The sequence below is a fragment of the Bradyrhizobium sp. USDA 4538 genome (assembly GCF_024171045.1).
GTDB lineage: Bacteria > Pseudomonadota > Alphaproteobacteria > Rhizobiales > Xanthobacteraceae > Bradyrhizobium > Bradyrhizobium australafricanum.
The window spans coordinates 7587668-7602986 of the sequence record NZ_JALJZE010000001.1 but is presented as its reverse complement, the minus strand read 5'-3'; the positions used below and the strand labels follow the sequence as shown (position 1 = coordinate 7602986).

At 65.4% G+C, this 15319-nt stretch carries 16 protein-coding genes; 10 read left to right on the top strand and 6 right to left on the bottom strand.

The window, feature by feature from the left end; translation table 11 throughout:
• The first annotated feature begins 481 nt into the window (after nucleotides 1–481).
• The gene (locus J2R78_RS34880; RefSeq protein WP_229192711.1) at nucleotides 482–1291 is read left to right on the top strand and encodes a hypothetical protein; all 810 of its coding nucleotides are present in this window, start codon (nucleotides 482–484) and stop codon (nucleotides 1289–1291) included.
• A gap of 573 nt (nucleotides 1292–1864) precedes the next feature.
• Here J2R78_RS34880 and J2R78_RS34875 read toward each other — a convergent pair.
• Entirely contained in the window at nucleotides 1865–2635 is a 771-nt protein-coding gene (locus tag J2R78_RS34875) for a gamma-glutamyl-gamma-aminobutyrate hydrolase family protein (RefSeq protein WP_021079122.1), read from the bottom strand.
• 278 nt (nucleotides 2636–2913) lie between these two features.
• Here J2R78_RS34875 and J2R78_RS34870 point away from each other — a divergent pair, with 278 nt between their 5' ends.
• Complete coding sequence (locus tag J2R78_RS34870; RefSeq protein ID WP_253608431.1) at nucleotides 2914–4050, top strand: AI-2E family transporter; 1137 nt, start codon at nucleotides 2914–2916, stop codon at nucleotides 4048–4050.
• Nucleotides 4051–4057: 7 nt separating this feature from the next.
• On the opposite strand, the gene J2R78_RS34865 is transcribed toward J2R78_RS34870, so the two are convergent.
• The 5 genes from J2R78_RS34865 to J2R78_RS34845 all read right to left on the bottom strand — a co-directional run bounded on the left by J2R78_RS34865 (nucleotide 4058) and on the right by J2R78_RS34845 (nucleotide 7327).
• On the bottom strand, nucleotides 4058–4294 hold the full coding sequence (locus J2R78_RS34865; RefSeq protein ID WP_028333932.1) for a hypothetical protein: 237 nt from the start codon (nucleotides 4292–4294) through the stop codon (nucleotides 4058–4060).
• 44 nt (nucleotides 4295–4338) lie between these two features.
• Complete coding sequence (locus J2R78_RS34860; protein ID WP_057020653.1) at nucleotides 4339–5556, bottom strand: GGDEF domain-containing protein; 1218 nt, start codon at nucleotides 5554–5556, stop codon at nucleotides 4339–4341.
• 249 nt (nucleotides 5557–5805) lie between these two features.
• The gene (gene rpsI, locus J2R78_RS34855) at nucleotides 5806–6282 is read right to left on the bottom strand and encodes a 30S ribosomal protein S9 (protein ID WP_028333930.1); all 477 of its coding nucleotides are present in this window, start codon (nucleotides 6280–6282) and stop codon (nucleotides 5806–5808) included.
• Nucleotides 6282–6746 carry a 50S ribosomal protein L13 gene (gene rplM / locus J2R78_RS34850; RefSeq protein ID WP_016840522.1) on the bottom strand — a complete coding sequence of 155 codons (465 nt, stop codon included), beginning with the start codon at nucleotides 6744–6746 and terminating at the stop codon, nucleotides 6282–6284. Before rplM ends, rpsI begins: the two co-directional genes overlap by 1 nt.
• Nucleotides 6747–6898: 152 nt before the next feature.
• Nucleotides 6899–7327, bottom strand: coding sequence for a PaaI family thioesterase (locus J2R78_RS34845; RefSeq protein WP_028340177.1), 429 nt, complete (start codon nucleotides 7325–7327; stop codon nucleotides 6899–6901).
• A gap of 70 nt (nucleotides 7328–7397) precedes the next feature.
• On the opposite strand from J2R78_RS34845, the gene J2R78_RS34840 reads away from it, so the two are divergent.
• The 8 genes from J2R78_RS34840 to nadC all read left to right on the top strand — a co-directional run bounded on the left by J2R78_RS34840 (nucleotide 7398) and on the right by nadC (nucleotide 15317).
• On the top strand, nucleotides 7398–8225 hold the full coding sequence (locus J2R78_RS34840) for an enoyl-CoA hydratase (protein WP_253608430.1): 828 nt from the start codon (nucleotides 7398–7400) through the stop codon (nucleotides 8223–8225).
• Nucleotides 8226–8331: 106 nt separating this feature from the next.
• Nucleotides 8332–8916, top strand: a complete 585-nt coding sequence (locus J2R78_RS34835; RefSeq protein WP_057020656.1) for a CoA-binding protein — start codon at nucleotides 8332–8334, stop codon at nucleotides 8914–8916.
• 148 nt (nucleotides 8917–9064) lie between these two features.
• A complete protein-coding gene (locus tag J2R78_RS34830) occupies nucleotides 9065–10345 on the top strand; it encodes an O-acetylhomoserine aminocarboxypropyltransferase (protein ID WP_038385449.1) in 1281 nt (426 codons plus the stop codon).
• Between the two features lie 157 nt (nucleotides 10346–10502).
• On the top strand, nucleotides 10503–10910 hold the full coding sequence (locus J2R78_RS34825; RefSeq protein ID WP_018271884.1) for a hypothetical protein: 408 nt from the start codon (nucleotides 10503–10505) through the stop codon (nucleotides 10908–10910).
• Between the two features lie 14 nt (nucleotides 10911–10924).
• Nucleotides 10925–11881: a hypothetical protein gene (locus J2R78_RS34820; protein ID WP_253608429.1), complete on the top strand. Its 957-nt coding sequence runs from the start codon at nucleotides 10925–10927 to the stop codon at nucleotides 11879–11881.
• 54 nt (nucleotides 11882–11935) lie between these two features.
• On the top strand, nucleotides 11936–12922 hold the full coding sequence (gene nadA, locus J2R78_RS34815; RefSeq protein ID WP_253608428.1) for a quinolinate synthase NadA: 987 nt from the start codon (nucleotides 11936–11938) through the stop codon (nucleotides 12920–12922).
• Entirely contained in the window at nucleotides 12919–14469 is a 1551-nt protein-coding gene (locus J2R78_RS34810) for an L-aspartate oxidase (RefSeq protein ID WP_253608427.1), read from the top strand. The genes nadA and J2R78_RS34810 overlap by 4 nt, the downstream gene beginning before the upstream one ends.
• Nucleotides 14466–15317, top strand: coding sequence for a carboxylating nicotinate-nucleotide diphosphorylase (gene nadC / locus J2R78_RS34805; protein ID WP_253608426.1), 852 nt, complete (start codon nucleotides 14466–14468; stop codon nucleotides 15315–15317). Before J2R78_RS34810 ends, nadC begins: the two co-directional genes overlap by 4 nt.
• Nucleotides 15318–15319 lie beyond the last annotated feature (2 nt).

The window sequence follows — 15319 nt, the reverse complement described above, 5'->3', positions numbered from 1 at the left end:
TTGCAGGAGGGCCCCGGAGTACATGTTTGGCGCCGTGGTCAGCCGTCGGCCGAACGCGCCAGGCGGGATGCCGACATGGTCGCTCGCCAAACATGGAACACTCCCGCGTTTCAGGGTCCAGCCCAGCCCTCGCCGGCGCTTGGCGACGCTCTCAACGCCGACTTACGACACCTCGAAGTAACGTGCCTCGGCTGCGAGACGCATCGTGAGGCGGCCGAACAGGACCTCGATCCACGAGCTCGAGCGCCCCGTGGCAAGCGGTGTTCCCGATTGCGGACGAACAATATCTCGGCCAAAATCGTCGGGACAGTTCAGGAAGGATGAGCTTACAAAAAGAGAGACGATGTGACGTGCAGGCCGCATCCTCATCCCTCGTAGGCTTAAGCTGCAAATACCGATCTGGGTCCCGTTGAATGTTAGCGCGCCGAAGAGCGGATCTGCTCTCAAGGCGGGTGACCTTGCATTTGCTACGGAGCACAAAATGGATTCCATGCTGAATGACAGGGTCGCGGAAGGGCGGCTCGTGAGCTTGGAAGAGCAGCTTTCGAACCTCGCGCGCGAAGCAGGAGTCAGCCCTTCCGGCCCGCCGACCGGCAAGAAAGCGTTTCACGCGCCGCTAGAAGCGGTTCATCGATTGGCGGATTGGCGCCACCTGGCCATTGTCGGTTCCGTGCTGGCAGCATGCATTGGTGGCGCTGCTTGGTGGTGGTCGTCACCCAGCGATACGGCGATGGTGGCCTCCCCTGGCCACTCCTCACCTCCTGCGCAAACCCCGCCGAAGGACGCCGCGCCGAAAGACGTTGCGCCGACTGCCGCCGCACTTTCTTCCGACTTGGCGCAGCAGCTTCAACCGATGGCGCGCGATCTCGCTGCCTTGAGGCAAGCGGTCGAACAGCTTGAGGTGAGGCAAGAACAATTGGTCCGCGACCATAAAAATGTCGCAAGCCAACTCGAGGCGAGCCAAGCAGAAATGGCACGCAGCAAAGATATCATCGACCAGATCAAGGCGACCCAGGATCAGATGGCTCGCGAAAGCGAGACGGTCACCGAGCGGCTCAACGCAAGCCAGGACCAGCTGGCCGGTGTCATTGCCAACGCCGCAGAGCCGAAGGTGAGCCCCGAACAGCCAAAGGTAAGCCCCGAACAGCCAACGGTAGCCCCGGAAATACCACTGCCGCGTCCGCGGCCGTCGACCGATGTTGCCCAGGCGCGCAAACCGGCGCCAACCCCGACGCGGCCGCACGCCACCAGCAAACCGCAACCGCCGGCATGGCCATGGTCAGTGCGCTAATGCCGTGACGTGCTGCTTCCTGCGTGCCGTCGACGCGGCAACGGCCGATACCTGCACTTTGCGATCAATGAAGCAACACGAAGAGGCCGCTGGCGCTGGTCAGCGGCCTCTTGAACCTGATCTTAAATGAACGTCTTGGTGGTAAAATCTTTGCCTCAGGTCCGCCGTTATTAGACTGGGAATTTGCCACACAGTGAAGCCCCAACAGGTACGATGCTCAACGGAACTCTTGTGACGTTGCGGGGACAACACACTTTGCGTTCGTGACGCCCTGAGTGGACGATCCACTCGCCTGCCGCTCGGCTCGCATGGATTGGCAAAGGAAAGCTCCACGTCTTTCATTGCTTCCCGAACCGAGGTGCCACAAACCGACCCGACGGACAGACGACGCCACACATTCGGTGTCGTCCCTGCGAAAGCAGGGACCCAACCACCGATGGTCATTGTTGAGCAGTGCTGCAATGACGAGCCCCTCCACAACAACCGCTGCGGAGCATGGGTCCCTTGCTTTCGCAAGACGACAGCGCGTCGTCGTCGTGATTAACGGACAGGGACGGAGGCGGTGAAACCGTCCTACGCCGCCCGCCGCCGTTCGCGCAGCGCGTCGCCGAAGGCTTCGAACAGCGCGCGGTTGATCGGATTGCGCTGCGGATCGTATTCGGCGTGCCACTGCACACCCAGCGCAAAACCCGGCGCATCGGCGATGCGGATCGCCTCGATGGTGCCGTCCTCGGCGATGCCCTCGATCACGACGCGCTTGCCGGGCTCGAGGATGCCCTGGCCGTGCAGCGAATTGACTCGAATGGTCTCCCGGCCGAGGATTTTTGCGAACGCGCCGCCCGGCGTCAGCGCGACGTCATGACGGTCGGCGAACACAACGGTCGGGTCAGGATGGATCTCGCCGTTCTCCAGCCGCGGCATCCGGTGGTTCATGCGGCCCGGAATCTCGCGGATCTCCGGATGCAGCGAGCCGCCGAAGGCGACGTTCATCTCCTGCAGGCCGCGGCAGATGCCGAAGATCGGCACACCGCGCGCGACGCAGGCTTCCGACAGCGCCAGCGCAACGTCGTCGCGGTGGATGTCGTAGGGCTCGTGGGCGGCGCAAGGTTCGGTATTGAAGCGGGTCGGATGAACATTGGCGCGGGCCCCGGTCAGCACCACCCCATCGACCACGTCGAGCAAGGCGCCGACCTCGGTGATTTCGGGGCTGCCGGCGAACATCAGCGGCACCGCGCCCGACACCTCGGCAACCGCGCGAAGGTTGCGCTCCCCGACCATCTGGACTGTGAAACGATTTTCGATGCGATGGGCGTTTCCGATCACGCCGACCACGGGCCGTCTCATTATTGAAGTCTCGCGCAATGATTCTTCTAAGTTTGCGACGTTGCGGAGACGATCATGCCTTCGAGTTCCCGCTGGATCAACTGTCTATATCTGCACAGGGGGGCTTGCAGTCCTGCACAGATTCGCACCCCTCGGGACCCAAAGCCGGCCAGATGCCCACCGATCGCGCCGGGCGCCGCGGCGCGTCAGCGGCGAACCGGCATGGCCCCGCCAGCTTGATCCCGGCGCGGTTTTCGCCAAAGACTGCTCGAAACACCGTCGCGAAGGGGGAATCACCCGTGACAGACTCGGCTGACAATCGCCTGCAGGCCCGCAACGACTTGGCATGGGCGATCGCCGTCGGCGGCATCGGCGTGGTGCTGTTCGCTGCCCTGCTGACCTTCGCCTGGCATTTTGCCGCGACCCTGTTCCTGCTGTTCGCCGGCATGCTGCTCGGAGTCGCCCTCAATGCCATGACCACCCTGCTCGGCCGGCTGACCAAGCTGCCCCACGCGTTGCGTCTTGCGATCGTCTGCCTGGCGATGGCCGGGCTGCTGTCCGGCATCGTGTTCCTCGGCGGCACCACGATCGCGCAGCAGGCCACGGTGCTGAGCAACACGATCAAATCACAGCTCGGCAGCGTCAAGGACTTCCTCGAACAGCACGGGGTCGACACCAGCTATCTCGATTTCACCAATGCCGCGGGCGAGGCGAAGGGCGAAGGCACCGCCGTGACGACGACAACGACGACGCCCCCATCGTCCCAGTCCCACGGCATCCCCGGCGCCGGTGCGCTCGCCTCAAGCGGCGGCGCCATCATCAGCCAGACGCTGAAGGTGCTGCTCGGCACAGTCAGCGTCGTCGGCAACTTCTTCATCGTGCTGTTTCTCGGGCTCGCCTTCGCGGCCCAGCCGAGCATCTACCGCGCCGGGCTGTTGTTCATCGCGCCGGCGAAGTACCGCGCGCAGGCGACCGTCATCGTCGACCGCATCGGCGAGACGCTGGAGCGCTGGCTGATCGCGCAGATCATCACGATGACGGCGGTGTTCCTCGTCACCTGGATCGGGCTTGCCATCATCGGCATTCCGAGCTCGTTCATCCTCGGCATCCAGGCCGGCCTGCTCGCCTTCATTCCGACCGTCGGCGCGATCCTCGGCGGGCTGATCGTGGTGCTGGCGAGTCTGGCGACCGGATGGATCGCGGCGCTGTCGGCCTTCATCCTGTTCCTCGGCGTGCACGCGCTGGAAAGCTACGTGCTGACGCCGATCATCCAGCGCCAGGCGCTCGACATCCCGCCGGCCACGCTGTTCGCGTTCCAGATCCTGCTCGGCGTCGTGTTCGGCATCTGGGGGCTGGCGCTGGCGCTGCCGCTGATGGCGATCGCCAAGGTGATGATCGATCACTTCAAGACCGAGGATCCGGAGCGGGCCGCGTGACCGCACGTCAGGAGAGCAGCAGCACCGTTCCCGCGACCATCAGCATTACGCCGGCCAGCATCACCATCGGCCAGCGACTCTTCGGCGGCTGGTATCGCCCCTGCGCGCGTCGTTCAGCGATCAGCGCGGTCTCGTATTCATGGGAGTCCGAGAACAGGCAGGCGAAACCGCTGCGCGCCGAAACCGCGTCGGCTTCGAGCGACATCAGGGCTGACTGAGGATTGCGGGTGCGGATCGACTCCATGCCCGAAAGCATGGGATCGAATGGTTAACCACTCGTTACCGCACTCATGCCCGGACGCTTGCCGGCTTTTGCCGCGCCGAAGCCGGCAGGCCCGCAGTCTTGCGCCGCCAGTTCTCAAGCGAGAGCGGCAATTCCTCCGCCGCCTCGACGCGGTTGCGGCCGCCGCGCTTGGCCTGGTAGAGCGCGGTGTCGGCCGAGGCCAGCAGCACCTCGAGCTCGGTGCCGGCGGGGCCACCGGCGACGCCGATGCTGACCGTGGTGTCGACCGCGCCTTCCTCGCAGGTGATGTTGCTGTTCTCGAAGGCTTCGCGCACGCGCTCGGCGACCAGCACACCTTCCTCCAGCGAGCACGGCAGCAGCGCCGCGAATTCCTCGCCGCCGATCCGGCCCGACAGATCGCTGATCCTGAGGCTGTTGACCACGACGGCGGAGAACAGCTTCAGGATCTCGTCACCCGCGGGATGGCCGAAGCGGTCGTTGATCGACTTGAAGTGATCGATGTCGAAGATCATCACGGTGACCGGCCGGCCGGCAATGGACTCGCGCTCGATCACCCGCGCGCAGGCCTCGGTGAAGCCGCGGCGGTTGAGCATGCCGCTCAGGGGGTCGATCGACGCGGCCGTCTTGTGCACGGCCACCGCGCGGTCCGACACCATCATGAAGATCACGAACACCGTGCCGATCGCGTACAGCACGAGTTCGATCGAAAACAGCGTGACCCAAAAGCTGGAGACGAAATTCTGGCCGTTCAATCGCAGCAGGTCGCCGACCAGGATCGGCAGCATCAGGACGCAACCGTGCGCGACCGGGATGACGATCGCAAGCCAGCGCCGTTGCATCGCGCGGCGGCGCTCGCTCCACAGTTCTGATGCGGTCAGCGCGGCGTAGATCGCGACGATCCCGGCGCCGATCGTCAGGCGCATCGCGGGATCCTCAACCGTCGTCACCGCCCCGATCCATGCGATCGGGCCGAGCACGAGGCCCAGCAAATTGGCCTTGCGGCCGTGGAAAATGCGCGCGGCATTCCAGACCAGGCCGCAGGCGGCGAAGCCGATCGCATTGAGGCCCAGCAGAACCATCGGATCGAGCGTCGAACTGCCGACCGTCCAGACCGCAACCGAGGCCGCGCCGAGCAGATAGGCGGTGCCCCACCATTTCAGCGCGGAAATGTTCTCCTGCCTACCGAACAACCACAGCATGGCGCCGAGCATGCCCGCGACCATGGTGGCGAACAAATAAAGTGTCGATGGATCGAACGACATAAACTCACCCCAGCCCGGTGTGATGCAACGTTCGCAGGCGCAAATAAATACGGTGATGCAGCGCCATTGCGAGCCCGCAAGCTAGAAGGTGCGAGTTCCAATTTCGTTTGCACGCACACGCAAGTTTTCATGAAAAACTGCGCTAATTCGCGCCGAAGCATCGCCGGTCGGACGCAGCAAAAAGGGCGCCTCGCGGCGCCCTCTGCAACTCGATGCCCGCGGCAATTGCCGCGAATTTTAGAACTCGAATTAGCGCTTCGAGAACTGGAAGGACTTGCGGGCCTTCGCCTTGCCGTACTTCTTGCGCTCGACCGAGCGGCTGTCGCGGGTCAGGAAGCCGCCCTTCTTGAGGACGCCGCGCAGCTCGGGCTCGAAGTTGGTGAGCGCCTTCGAGATGCCGTGGCGGACAGCACCGGCCTGGCCGGAGAGACCGCCGCCGGCGACGGTGCAGATCACGTCGTACTGGCCGTTACGGGCGGCAGCGACCAGCGGCTGCTGGATCATCATGCGCAGCACCGGGCGGGCGAAGTAGACTTCGAACTCGCGGGTGTTGACCGAGATCTTGCCGGAGCCCGGCTTGACCCAGACGCGGGCGACCGCGTCCTTGCGCTTGCCGGTGGCGTAGGCGCGATTGTACTTGTCGACCTTCTTGACGTATTTCGGCGCGTCGGGAGCGGCCGGCTTGACCTGCGAGAGCTGGTCGAGGGACTGCAACGTATCGGACATTATGCGGCCCTCGTGTTCTTGCGATTCAGGGAAGCGATATCGACCTTCTCGGGGCTTTGCGCTTCATGCGGATGATCAGCACCGGGATAGACGCGCAGATTGCCCATCTGCATGCGGCCGAGCGGACCGCGCGGGATCATGCGCTCGATCGCCTTCTCGACGACGCGCTCGGGGAAGCGACCCTCGAGGATCTGCTTCGCGGTGCGCTCCTTGATGCCACCGATGAAGCCGGTGTGCTTGTAGTAGGTCTTCTGGTCGCGCTTGCGACCGGTCAGCACCACATGCGCGGCGTTGACGATGATGACGTTGTCGCCGCAATCGACATGCGGGGTGTAGGTGGGCAGGTGTTTGCCGCGCAGGCGCATCGCGACGAGCGTGGCGAGGCGACCGACGACCAGACCCTTGGCGTCGATCACGACCCACTTCTTCGTCACTTCGGCGGGCTTGGCCGAGAACGTGCTCATGTGTGAAATCCGTGAAAAAGAAATCGGCGCCGTATGCGCCGAACTGGCAGCTTTCTAGAGAAGCCGCGATCGCGCGTCAACGCCCACGCGCTCAAATTACATCAGAAAAAACAATGGCTTGCAATTATGGTGCAATAATACCGTAGAAAAGCCTATTGATTTGGAATGGAATAGGTCGCCGTGACATGGGCGATGGGATCGGGAGACGAGCCGGACAGCAGGTTGACCTCGCCGACCGCGAGCCGCTTGCCGAGCTTGAGCAGCCTCGCCACCGCAAGTACGTCCTGCCCCGGCTGACCCTTGCGCAGGAAGTTGATGTTGAGGTTGGTGGTCACGGCAAGGCCAACCGGCCCGATCGCCGACAGCAGCACCACGTACATCGCGAAATCCGCCAGCCCCATCAGGGTCGGCCCGGACACCGTACCGCCCGGCCGCAGCATGCGCTCGCTGAAGCGCTGGCGCAGCAGGGCCGTCTCGCCGTCGGCGCTTTCGATCCGGACATCGTCGTGGACGAACGCCTGCGGGAATTCCCTCCGCAGGAACTCCTCCACGTCAGCCACGCTCATTTTCGCAGTCGCCATGCCGTCCCTGCCCTCGCTTCAGCCTGCCTGTTACATTAAGTTGTCACAGAGACCAAAGTGGAATTTCAGCATGTCCGCCCAAGCCGCCCGCGCCGAAGCGCCGCAACACCAGCCGATCCTGCTGCGCGAGACCGTCGGCAGTATCGCGCTACTGACGCTCAATCGCCCCGGAGCGCGCAACAGCCTCTCCGAGGGCCTGATCGCCGAGCTGCACGCCGCCCTGAACGATGTCGGCGGTGACAAGCGCATCCGCGCCGTCGTGCTCGCCGCCAACGGCCCGGCGTTCTGCGCCGGCCACGACCTCAAGGAACTTACCGCGCGCCGCAGCGATGCCGACCGCGGCCGCGCCTATTTCGCGCAAATCATGAACGCCTGCAGCGCGATGATGCAGGCCATCGTGCGCCTGCCGAAGCCGGTGGTGGCGTCCGTCCAGGGCATCGCCACTGCAGCCGGCTGCCAGCTCGTCGCAAGCTGCGACCTCGCGGTCGCCTCCGAAGCGGCGGCGTTCGCAACGCCGGGCGTCGACATCGGGCTGTTCTGCTCGACGCCGATGGTGGCGCTGTCGCGCAACGTGCCGCGCAAGCAGGCCATGGAGATGCTGCTGACCGGAGAGCCGGTCTCGGCGGCAACGGCGCAGGGCATCGGCCTCGTCAACCGCGTGGTATCCGCGGGCACCGAACGCGACGCTGCGATCGCGCTGGCCGAGAAGGTCGCGCTGAAATCGGCCTACACCGTCAAGCTCGGCAAGGAGGCGTTCTATCGCCAGGCCGAGATGAGCCTCGCCGATGCCTATCGCTTCGCCGCCGAGGTGATGACCGAAAACATGATGGCGCGCGACGCCGAGGAAGGCATCGGTGCCTTCATCGAGAAGCGCGATCCGAAGTGGCAGGACAAGTGACGACCTGAGGTCGTCATTCCGGGATGGTGCGTTAGCACCAGACCCGGAATCTCGAGATTCCGGGTTCTCGCTGCGCGAGCCCCGGAATGACAAACCCGGAAGAAAAATGAATCACGACGCCTACGACGACAATTACATCCGCAGCATTCTGAACAACGTCAAGACCATCGCGATGGTCGGCGCCTCGCCGGTCAATGTGCGGCCGAGCTATTTCGCGTTCAAATATCTGGCGCAGCGCGGCTACGACATGATCCCGGTCAACCCCGGCCATGTCGGCAAGACGCTGATGGGCAAGCCGTTCGTCGCCTCGCTTGCGGACATCGATCGGCCGATCGACATGATCGACATCTTCCGCAATTCAAGCCACATCATGCCCGTGGTCGAGGAGGCGCTGAAATTGTCGACGCCGCCGAAGGTGATCTGGATGCAGCTTGGCGCACGCGACGACGCCGCGGCCGAGAAGGCGGAAGCCGCGGGCCTCAAAGTGGTGATGAACCGCTGCCCGAAGATCGAGTATGGCCGGCTGTCGTCGGAGATCTCGTGGATGGGCGTCAACTCGCGCACGCTGAGTTCCAAACGCGCGCCGATCCCGACGCAGGGCATGCGGCTGTCGCTCAATCGCACGAGCTTCGGCGGCGGACAGACCGCGGCGTCCGACCGCGCGGCAAAGAACAAGACCGAGACGACCTGACATCGCGGCGGAATAATCGCTGCGATCATCCGGTATAGCGCGGGATGCCCCTCCAAAAACTGGCGATGCGCCCAACTCGCTTGACGGCGGGCGCCGTCGCCATCAGCATGCCGCGCGTTTCGACCAGGCCACAACAGGATACTAAAGAATGACCGATCGCCTTCCGGGATTTTCCACCCTCGCCGTGCACGCCGGCGCGCAGCCTGATCCCACCACCGGCGCACGGGCGACGCCGATCTACCAGACCACGTCATTCGTCTTCAACGACGCCGACCACGCGGCCTCGCTGTTCGGCCTGCAGGCTTTCGGCAACATCTATACCCGCATCGGCAACCCGACCAATGCCGTGCTCGAGGAACGTGTCGCAGCCCTCGAAGGCGGCACCGCGGCGCTCGCCGTCGCTTCCGGTCACGCGGCGCAGGTCGTCGTGCTGCAGCAGCTGTTGAAGCCCGGCGATGAGATCATCGCGGCACGCAAGCTCTATGGTGGCTCGATCAACCAGTTCACCCACGCCTTCAAGGCGTTTGGCTGGAATGTGGCCTGGGCCGACCCCGATGAGATCGAAAGCTTCGAGCGCGCGGTGACGCCGCACACCAAGGCGATCTTCATCGAGTCGATCGCCAACCCGGCAGGCAGCATCACCGATATCGAGGCGATCGCGGCCGTTGCGCGCAAGGCCGGCGTGCCGCTGATCGTCGACAACACGCTGGCCTCGCCCTATCTGATCAAGCCGATCGACCACGGCGCCGACATCGTCGTGCACTCGCTGACCAAGTTCCTCGGCGGTCACGGCAACTCGCTCGGCGGCATCATTGTCGATGCCGGCACCTTCGACTGGTCGAAGGACAACAAATACCCGATGCTGAGCGAGCCGCGCCCGGAATATCACGGCATCCGGATCCAGGAGACCTTCGGCAACTTCGCCTTCGCGATCGCCTGCCGCGTGCTCGGCCTGCGCGACCTCGGCCCCGCGCTGTCGCCGTTCAACGCCTTCATGATCCTGACCGGCATCGAGACGCTGCCGCTGCGCATGCAGAAGCACTGCGACAACGCCAAGGCGGTGGCGGAATTCCTCTCCACCCACCCCGCCGTGTCAGCGGTGAACTATGCCGGCCTGCCCGGCGACAGGTACAACGCCCTGCAGCGCAAATATTCGCCGAAGGGCGCCGGCGCGGTGTTCACCTTCAGCCTGAAGGGCGGCTATGACGCGGGCGTCAATCTGGTGTCGAACCTGCAGCTGTTCTCGCATCTCGCCAATGTCGGCGACACCCGCTCGCTGGTGATCCATCCGGCCTCCACCACCCACAGCCAGCTCGACGACGCCGCCAAGGTGAGGTCGGGCGCGGCGCCCGAGGTGGTGCGGCTTTCGATCGGCATCGAGGATAAGGAGGACCTGATCGCCGACCTCGACCAGGCCCTGCGCGCCTGATCCCGCAATTGTTCCGGAGCGGTGCGCCGTATCGCTCCGGCAACTTGCCCAAAGCGACCGACCTCCCGTTAACGCTTAATACCGACGGGCCTCTCGTTAACGTTCAATCCGGCTTAAAGTGCCAGTGATAGGCTCCGGATGATTCGGGAGACCATTGATGCTGCGCTGGACATTGCCGCTCGCGATCGCATTGTTTGCGATCCCGCCTGCTGACGCCGCCGACGGCCCGGCCGTCGCCAAGAGCGCGACCGTCAAGGCCGCGCGCCAGCTGCCGGCGGGCCTGCCGCACCGGCATTACGCCTACCGCACCACGATCACATCGCCGACCTATGTGCGGCGCGGACGCCAGCTCGTGGTCGTCGAGCAGCCCGTGGTGATCCCGCTCAATTCCGAGCCGTATATCCCGTTCGTGCCCGGCGAACCGCTGCTGCCGGGGTCGTCGTCGCTGCCCGGCTATTACGGCAACTGGCACTCCTACAACTATTTCGGCCCGTACTACGGCGGTGCCTATGTGACCTATTGGGACCGCCTGCCCTACGCCTGTGGCGTCTACGGCTACTGCTAGCGCGGACCGATCGGGTGGCCAGATCGCCGCAGAAATCCAGCACACCGGCTTCGGGGAATGCGGTGACCGCCGATCTCGTCGCGGTGCTGGTCGCCGTCACCGAGGGCACGCCGAAGATCATGACCATCGCCGGCGGCTCCGCGCTGCCGAGCGGCCCGTTCGAGTTCACCCATCGCTCGCTGCAGACCGCGCTGCGGGCCTGGGTCGAAGCGCAGACCGGCCACCCGCTCGGCTATGTCGAGCAGCTCTACACCTTTGCCGACCGCGGCCGCTCCGGAGACACCAAGGGGCCGCACAGCGTCTCGATCAGCTATCTCGGCCTGACCCGCGAGGATCGTGTCGGCGAAGGCTTTGAGGCGCACTGGTCCGGCTGGTACGACTACTTCCCCTGGGAGGATCATCGCGCCGGCGCGCCGGCCTTCCTGGCCAAGACGATCGCGCCGAAGCTCAAAACGTGGGCGAAGGCGGCGCCGTCACCGACGCTGCAGCGCGAGCGCTGGCAACGTTGCGCCATCACCTTCGGTCTCGATGATCGCGACTGGAACGAAGAGCTGGTGCTGCAGCGCTATGAGCTGCTCTACGAGGCCGCGCTGATCCCGGAAGCCGGCCGCGGGCATGGCCGCGAGGCGCCGATCGTGCCGGGCAAGCCGATGACGGCGGATCATCGCCGCATTCTCGCGACCGGGATCGCGCGGCTGCGCGCCAAGATCAAATACCGTCCGGTGGTATTCGAGCTGATGCCGGCCGAGTTCACCCTGCTGCAACTGCAACGCAGTGTTGAGGCGCTCGCAGGCCGGCTGGTCCACAAGCAGAACTTCCGCCGGCTGATCGAGCAGCAGGAACTCGTTGAAGAGACTGGCGCAATGGCCGCCGATACCGTCGGCCGGCCGGCCAAGCTATTCCGCTTCCGCCATGCCGTGCTGGCCGAACGGGCCATCGCCGGCACCAAGCTCCCGCTTTCGCGCACTTGACACGCCTTATGCTCAGGATAAGTATAAGCCATCTTATGCTCACGGAGAGTATAAATGGTTGCACTCGATACCGATCTGCTCACCCGCACCGCGCCGCTCTATGAGCGCGTCAAGCGCGTCATCCCGCCGTTCGAATGGGCCACATTCGCCGAGGACGTCGATGCGATCCTCGCGCTGAAACGCCGCCGCAACGCGGTGGTGCTGGCGCATAATTACCAGACGCCGGAGATCTTCCACGGCGTCGCCGATATCGTCGGCGACAGCCTGTTGCTCGCGCGCGAAGCAACCAAGGTCGATGCCGATGTCATCGTGCTCGCGGGCGTGCATTTCATGGCCGAGACCGCGAAGCTGCTCAATCCGGCCAAGACCGTGCTGATCCCCGACCTCAAGGCCGGCTGCTCGCTGGCGGATTCGATCACGGCGGAGGACGTGCGGCTGATGCGCGCGCGCTACCCGGACGCACCGGTCGTCGCCTATGTCAACACCTCGACCGCGGTGAAGGCCGAGTCCGACATCTGCTGCACGTCGGGCAATGCGCTGAAGGTGGTTGAATCGCTCGACGCCGAGCGCGTCATCATGCTCCCTGATGAATATCTGGCGCAGAACATCGCCAAGCAAACCAGCAAGAAGATCATCGCCTGGAAGGGCCACTGCGAGGTGCACGAGCTGTTCACCGCCGATGACGTGCGCCAGCTGCGCGAGGATCATCCCGATGTCACCATCCTGGCGCATCCGGAATGCCCGCCCGAGGTGGTCGCCGAAGCGGACTTTGCCGGCTCGACGGCTGCGATGCAGTCGTTTGTCGAGACCAAACGTCCGCCGCGCGTCGTGCTGCTGACGGAATGCTCGATGAGCGACAACATCGCTGCGCTAAATCCCGGTGTCGACTTCATCCGCCCCTGCAATCTCTGTCCGCACATGAAGCGGATCACGCTGAAGAACGTCCGTCACGCGCTGGAGACCAACCAGCACGAGGTCACCATCGACCCCGCGATCGCCGATCGCGCGCGCAAGAGCGTCGAAAGGATGCTGGCGATATGAGCACCGATATCTCCGATCTCAACGGCCGGCCGGTGATCATCGGCGGCGGTGCCGCCGGGCTGATGACCGCGCTTCAGCTCGCACCCGAGCCGGTCGTGCTGCTGCCGAAGTCGCCGCTCGGCGCGGAAGCTTCCAGCATGTGGGCACAGGGCGGCCTTGCCGCACCGGTCGGCGCCGACGACAGCCCTGCCCTGCATCTCGCCGATACGCTCGCGGCCGGCGCCGGCCTTTGCGACGCGGCCGCGGCGAGTCGGATCGTCCACGCCGCGCCCGCCGCCGTCGAGCAGCTGGCGAGACTCGGCGTCGCCTTCGACCGGCACGCCGACGGCAGCTGGCGCCTCGGGCTCGAGGCCGCACACCGCCGCAACCGCATCGTGCACGCCACCGGCGACGGCACCGGCCGGGAGATCATGCGCGCGCTGATCGCGGCGGTCCGCCAGACGCCGTCGATCACACTGCTGGAAGGCGTCGAGGCGCGCCGGCTGATCGTCGAGGACAATGCAGTCAGGGGCGTGCTTGCAGCGAGCGACCGTGGCGCGCTGACGATCACGACCAATCGCGTGGTGATCGCAACCGGCGGCATCGGCGGGCTGTTCGCCGACAGCACCAATCCCGGCGGATGTTTCGGCCAGGGGCTCGCGCTTGCCGCACATGCCGGTGCAAAACTGTCGGACATCGAGTTCGTGCAGTTTCATCCGACCGCGTTCGACGGGCCGTCGCGCCCGATGCCGCTGCTGACCGAGGCGATCCGCGGCGACGGCGCGGTCTTGATCGACGAGACCGGCGAGCGCTTCATGGCCGATCAGTCCGGCGCCGAGCTTGCGCCACGCGACATCGTGGCGCGCGCCGTGTGGCACCACCGCGCCGCGGGGCATCGCACCTTCCTCGACGCGCGCCAACATCCGGGCGCGGAGTTTGCGCAGCGCTATCCCGTGATCAGCGCGTTCTGCAAGATGGCCGGCATCGACCCCGCCCATGATCCGATCCCGATCCGGCCGGCGGTTCACTACCATATGGGCGGCATCGCGGTTGATGGCTATGGCCGCAGCACGGTGCAGGGCCTGTGGGCCTGCGGCGAGGCCGCGCGCACCGGGTTGCACGGCGCCAACCGCCTCGCCAGCAACTCGCTGATGGAAGCGATCGTCTGCGCGCGCTGGGTCGCGGAGAGCATCGAAAGCGTAAGTGCGGGCCCGCGCGCCATGCTGCGCGACGATGCGATGCCACAGGCTTCCGATCCCTCCGCCGTGCGACCGATCCTCACCCAGGGACTCGGCGTCCTGCGCGATCGCGACGGGATCGCCCGCGCGATCCGCAGTCTCTATCCACTCGCATGCGGTCACAGTGCGGCGTCCGACGCAGCATTGGTCGGATTGATGGTCGCGGTTGCCGCCATCCGGCGTGAGGAAAGCCGCGGCGGCCACTTCCGCACCGATTTCCCGCACATTGCTGCGTCGGCCGTTACGTCGTCCCTTACCCGCGCCGATGCACTCGCCGCCGCGCGCGACATCGTCGAATCCACGCCATTTGCCAGGAGTGCCCTGTCATGACCCTCACCCCCCTGTTGCCGCTGATCTATGAGCCGATCGTGCAGACCGCCTTGCGCGAGGATCTCGGCCGCGCCGGCGATATCACCGCAGACGCCATCGTGCTGGCCGGCCAGCAGGCGCGGCTGGTGATGCGGGCGCGGCAGCCCGGCGTGATCGCCGGGCTCGATGTCGCGCGGTCAGCCTTCCAGACGGTGTCGCCGGCCATCACGCTGCGCGCCGAACGGCCCGACGGCAGCGCGGTCGAACCCGACCAGGTCATCGCGATCATCGACGGCCCGGCCCGCAGCCTGCTCACCGCCGAGCGGACCGCGCTCAACTTCCTCTGCCATCTGAGCGGTGTCGCCACCGCAACGGCTACGCTGGTCAAGGCCGTGGCGGGCACCCGCGGGCAGATCGTCTGCACCCGCAAGACCACGCCGGGACTGCGTGCGCTGGAGAAATATGCGGTGCGCGCCGGCGGCGGCGGCAATCATCGCTTCGGGCTGGATGACGCGGTGCTGATCAAGGACAACCACATCGCGCTCGCCGGCGGCATCCGCACCGCGATCGAGCGCGCCAAGGCCAATGCCGGCCATCTCGTCAAGATCGAGGTCGAGGTCGACACGCTGTCGCAGCTCGAGGAGGCGCTGACGCTCGGCGTCGACGCGGTGCTGCTCGACAACATGACGACCGAGCAGCTCAGCCAGGCGGTCGACATGGCGCGCGGCAAGGCGATCACCGAAGCCTCCGGCCGCATCACCGCGGCGACGGCCGCAGCGATTGCCACAACCGGCGTCGATCTGATCTCGGTCGGCTGGGTGACCCACAGCTCGGCCGCGCTCGATATCGGGCTCGACTACCTGTCCTGATC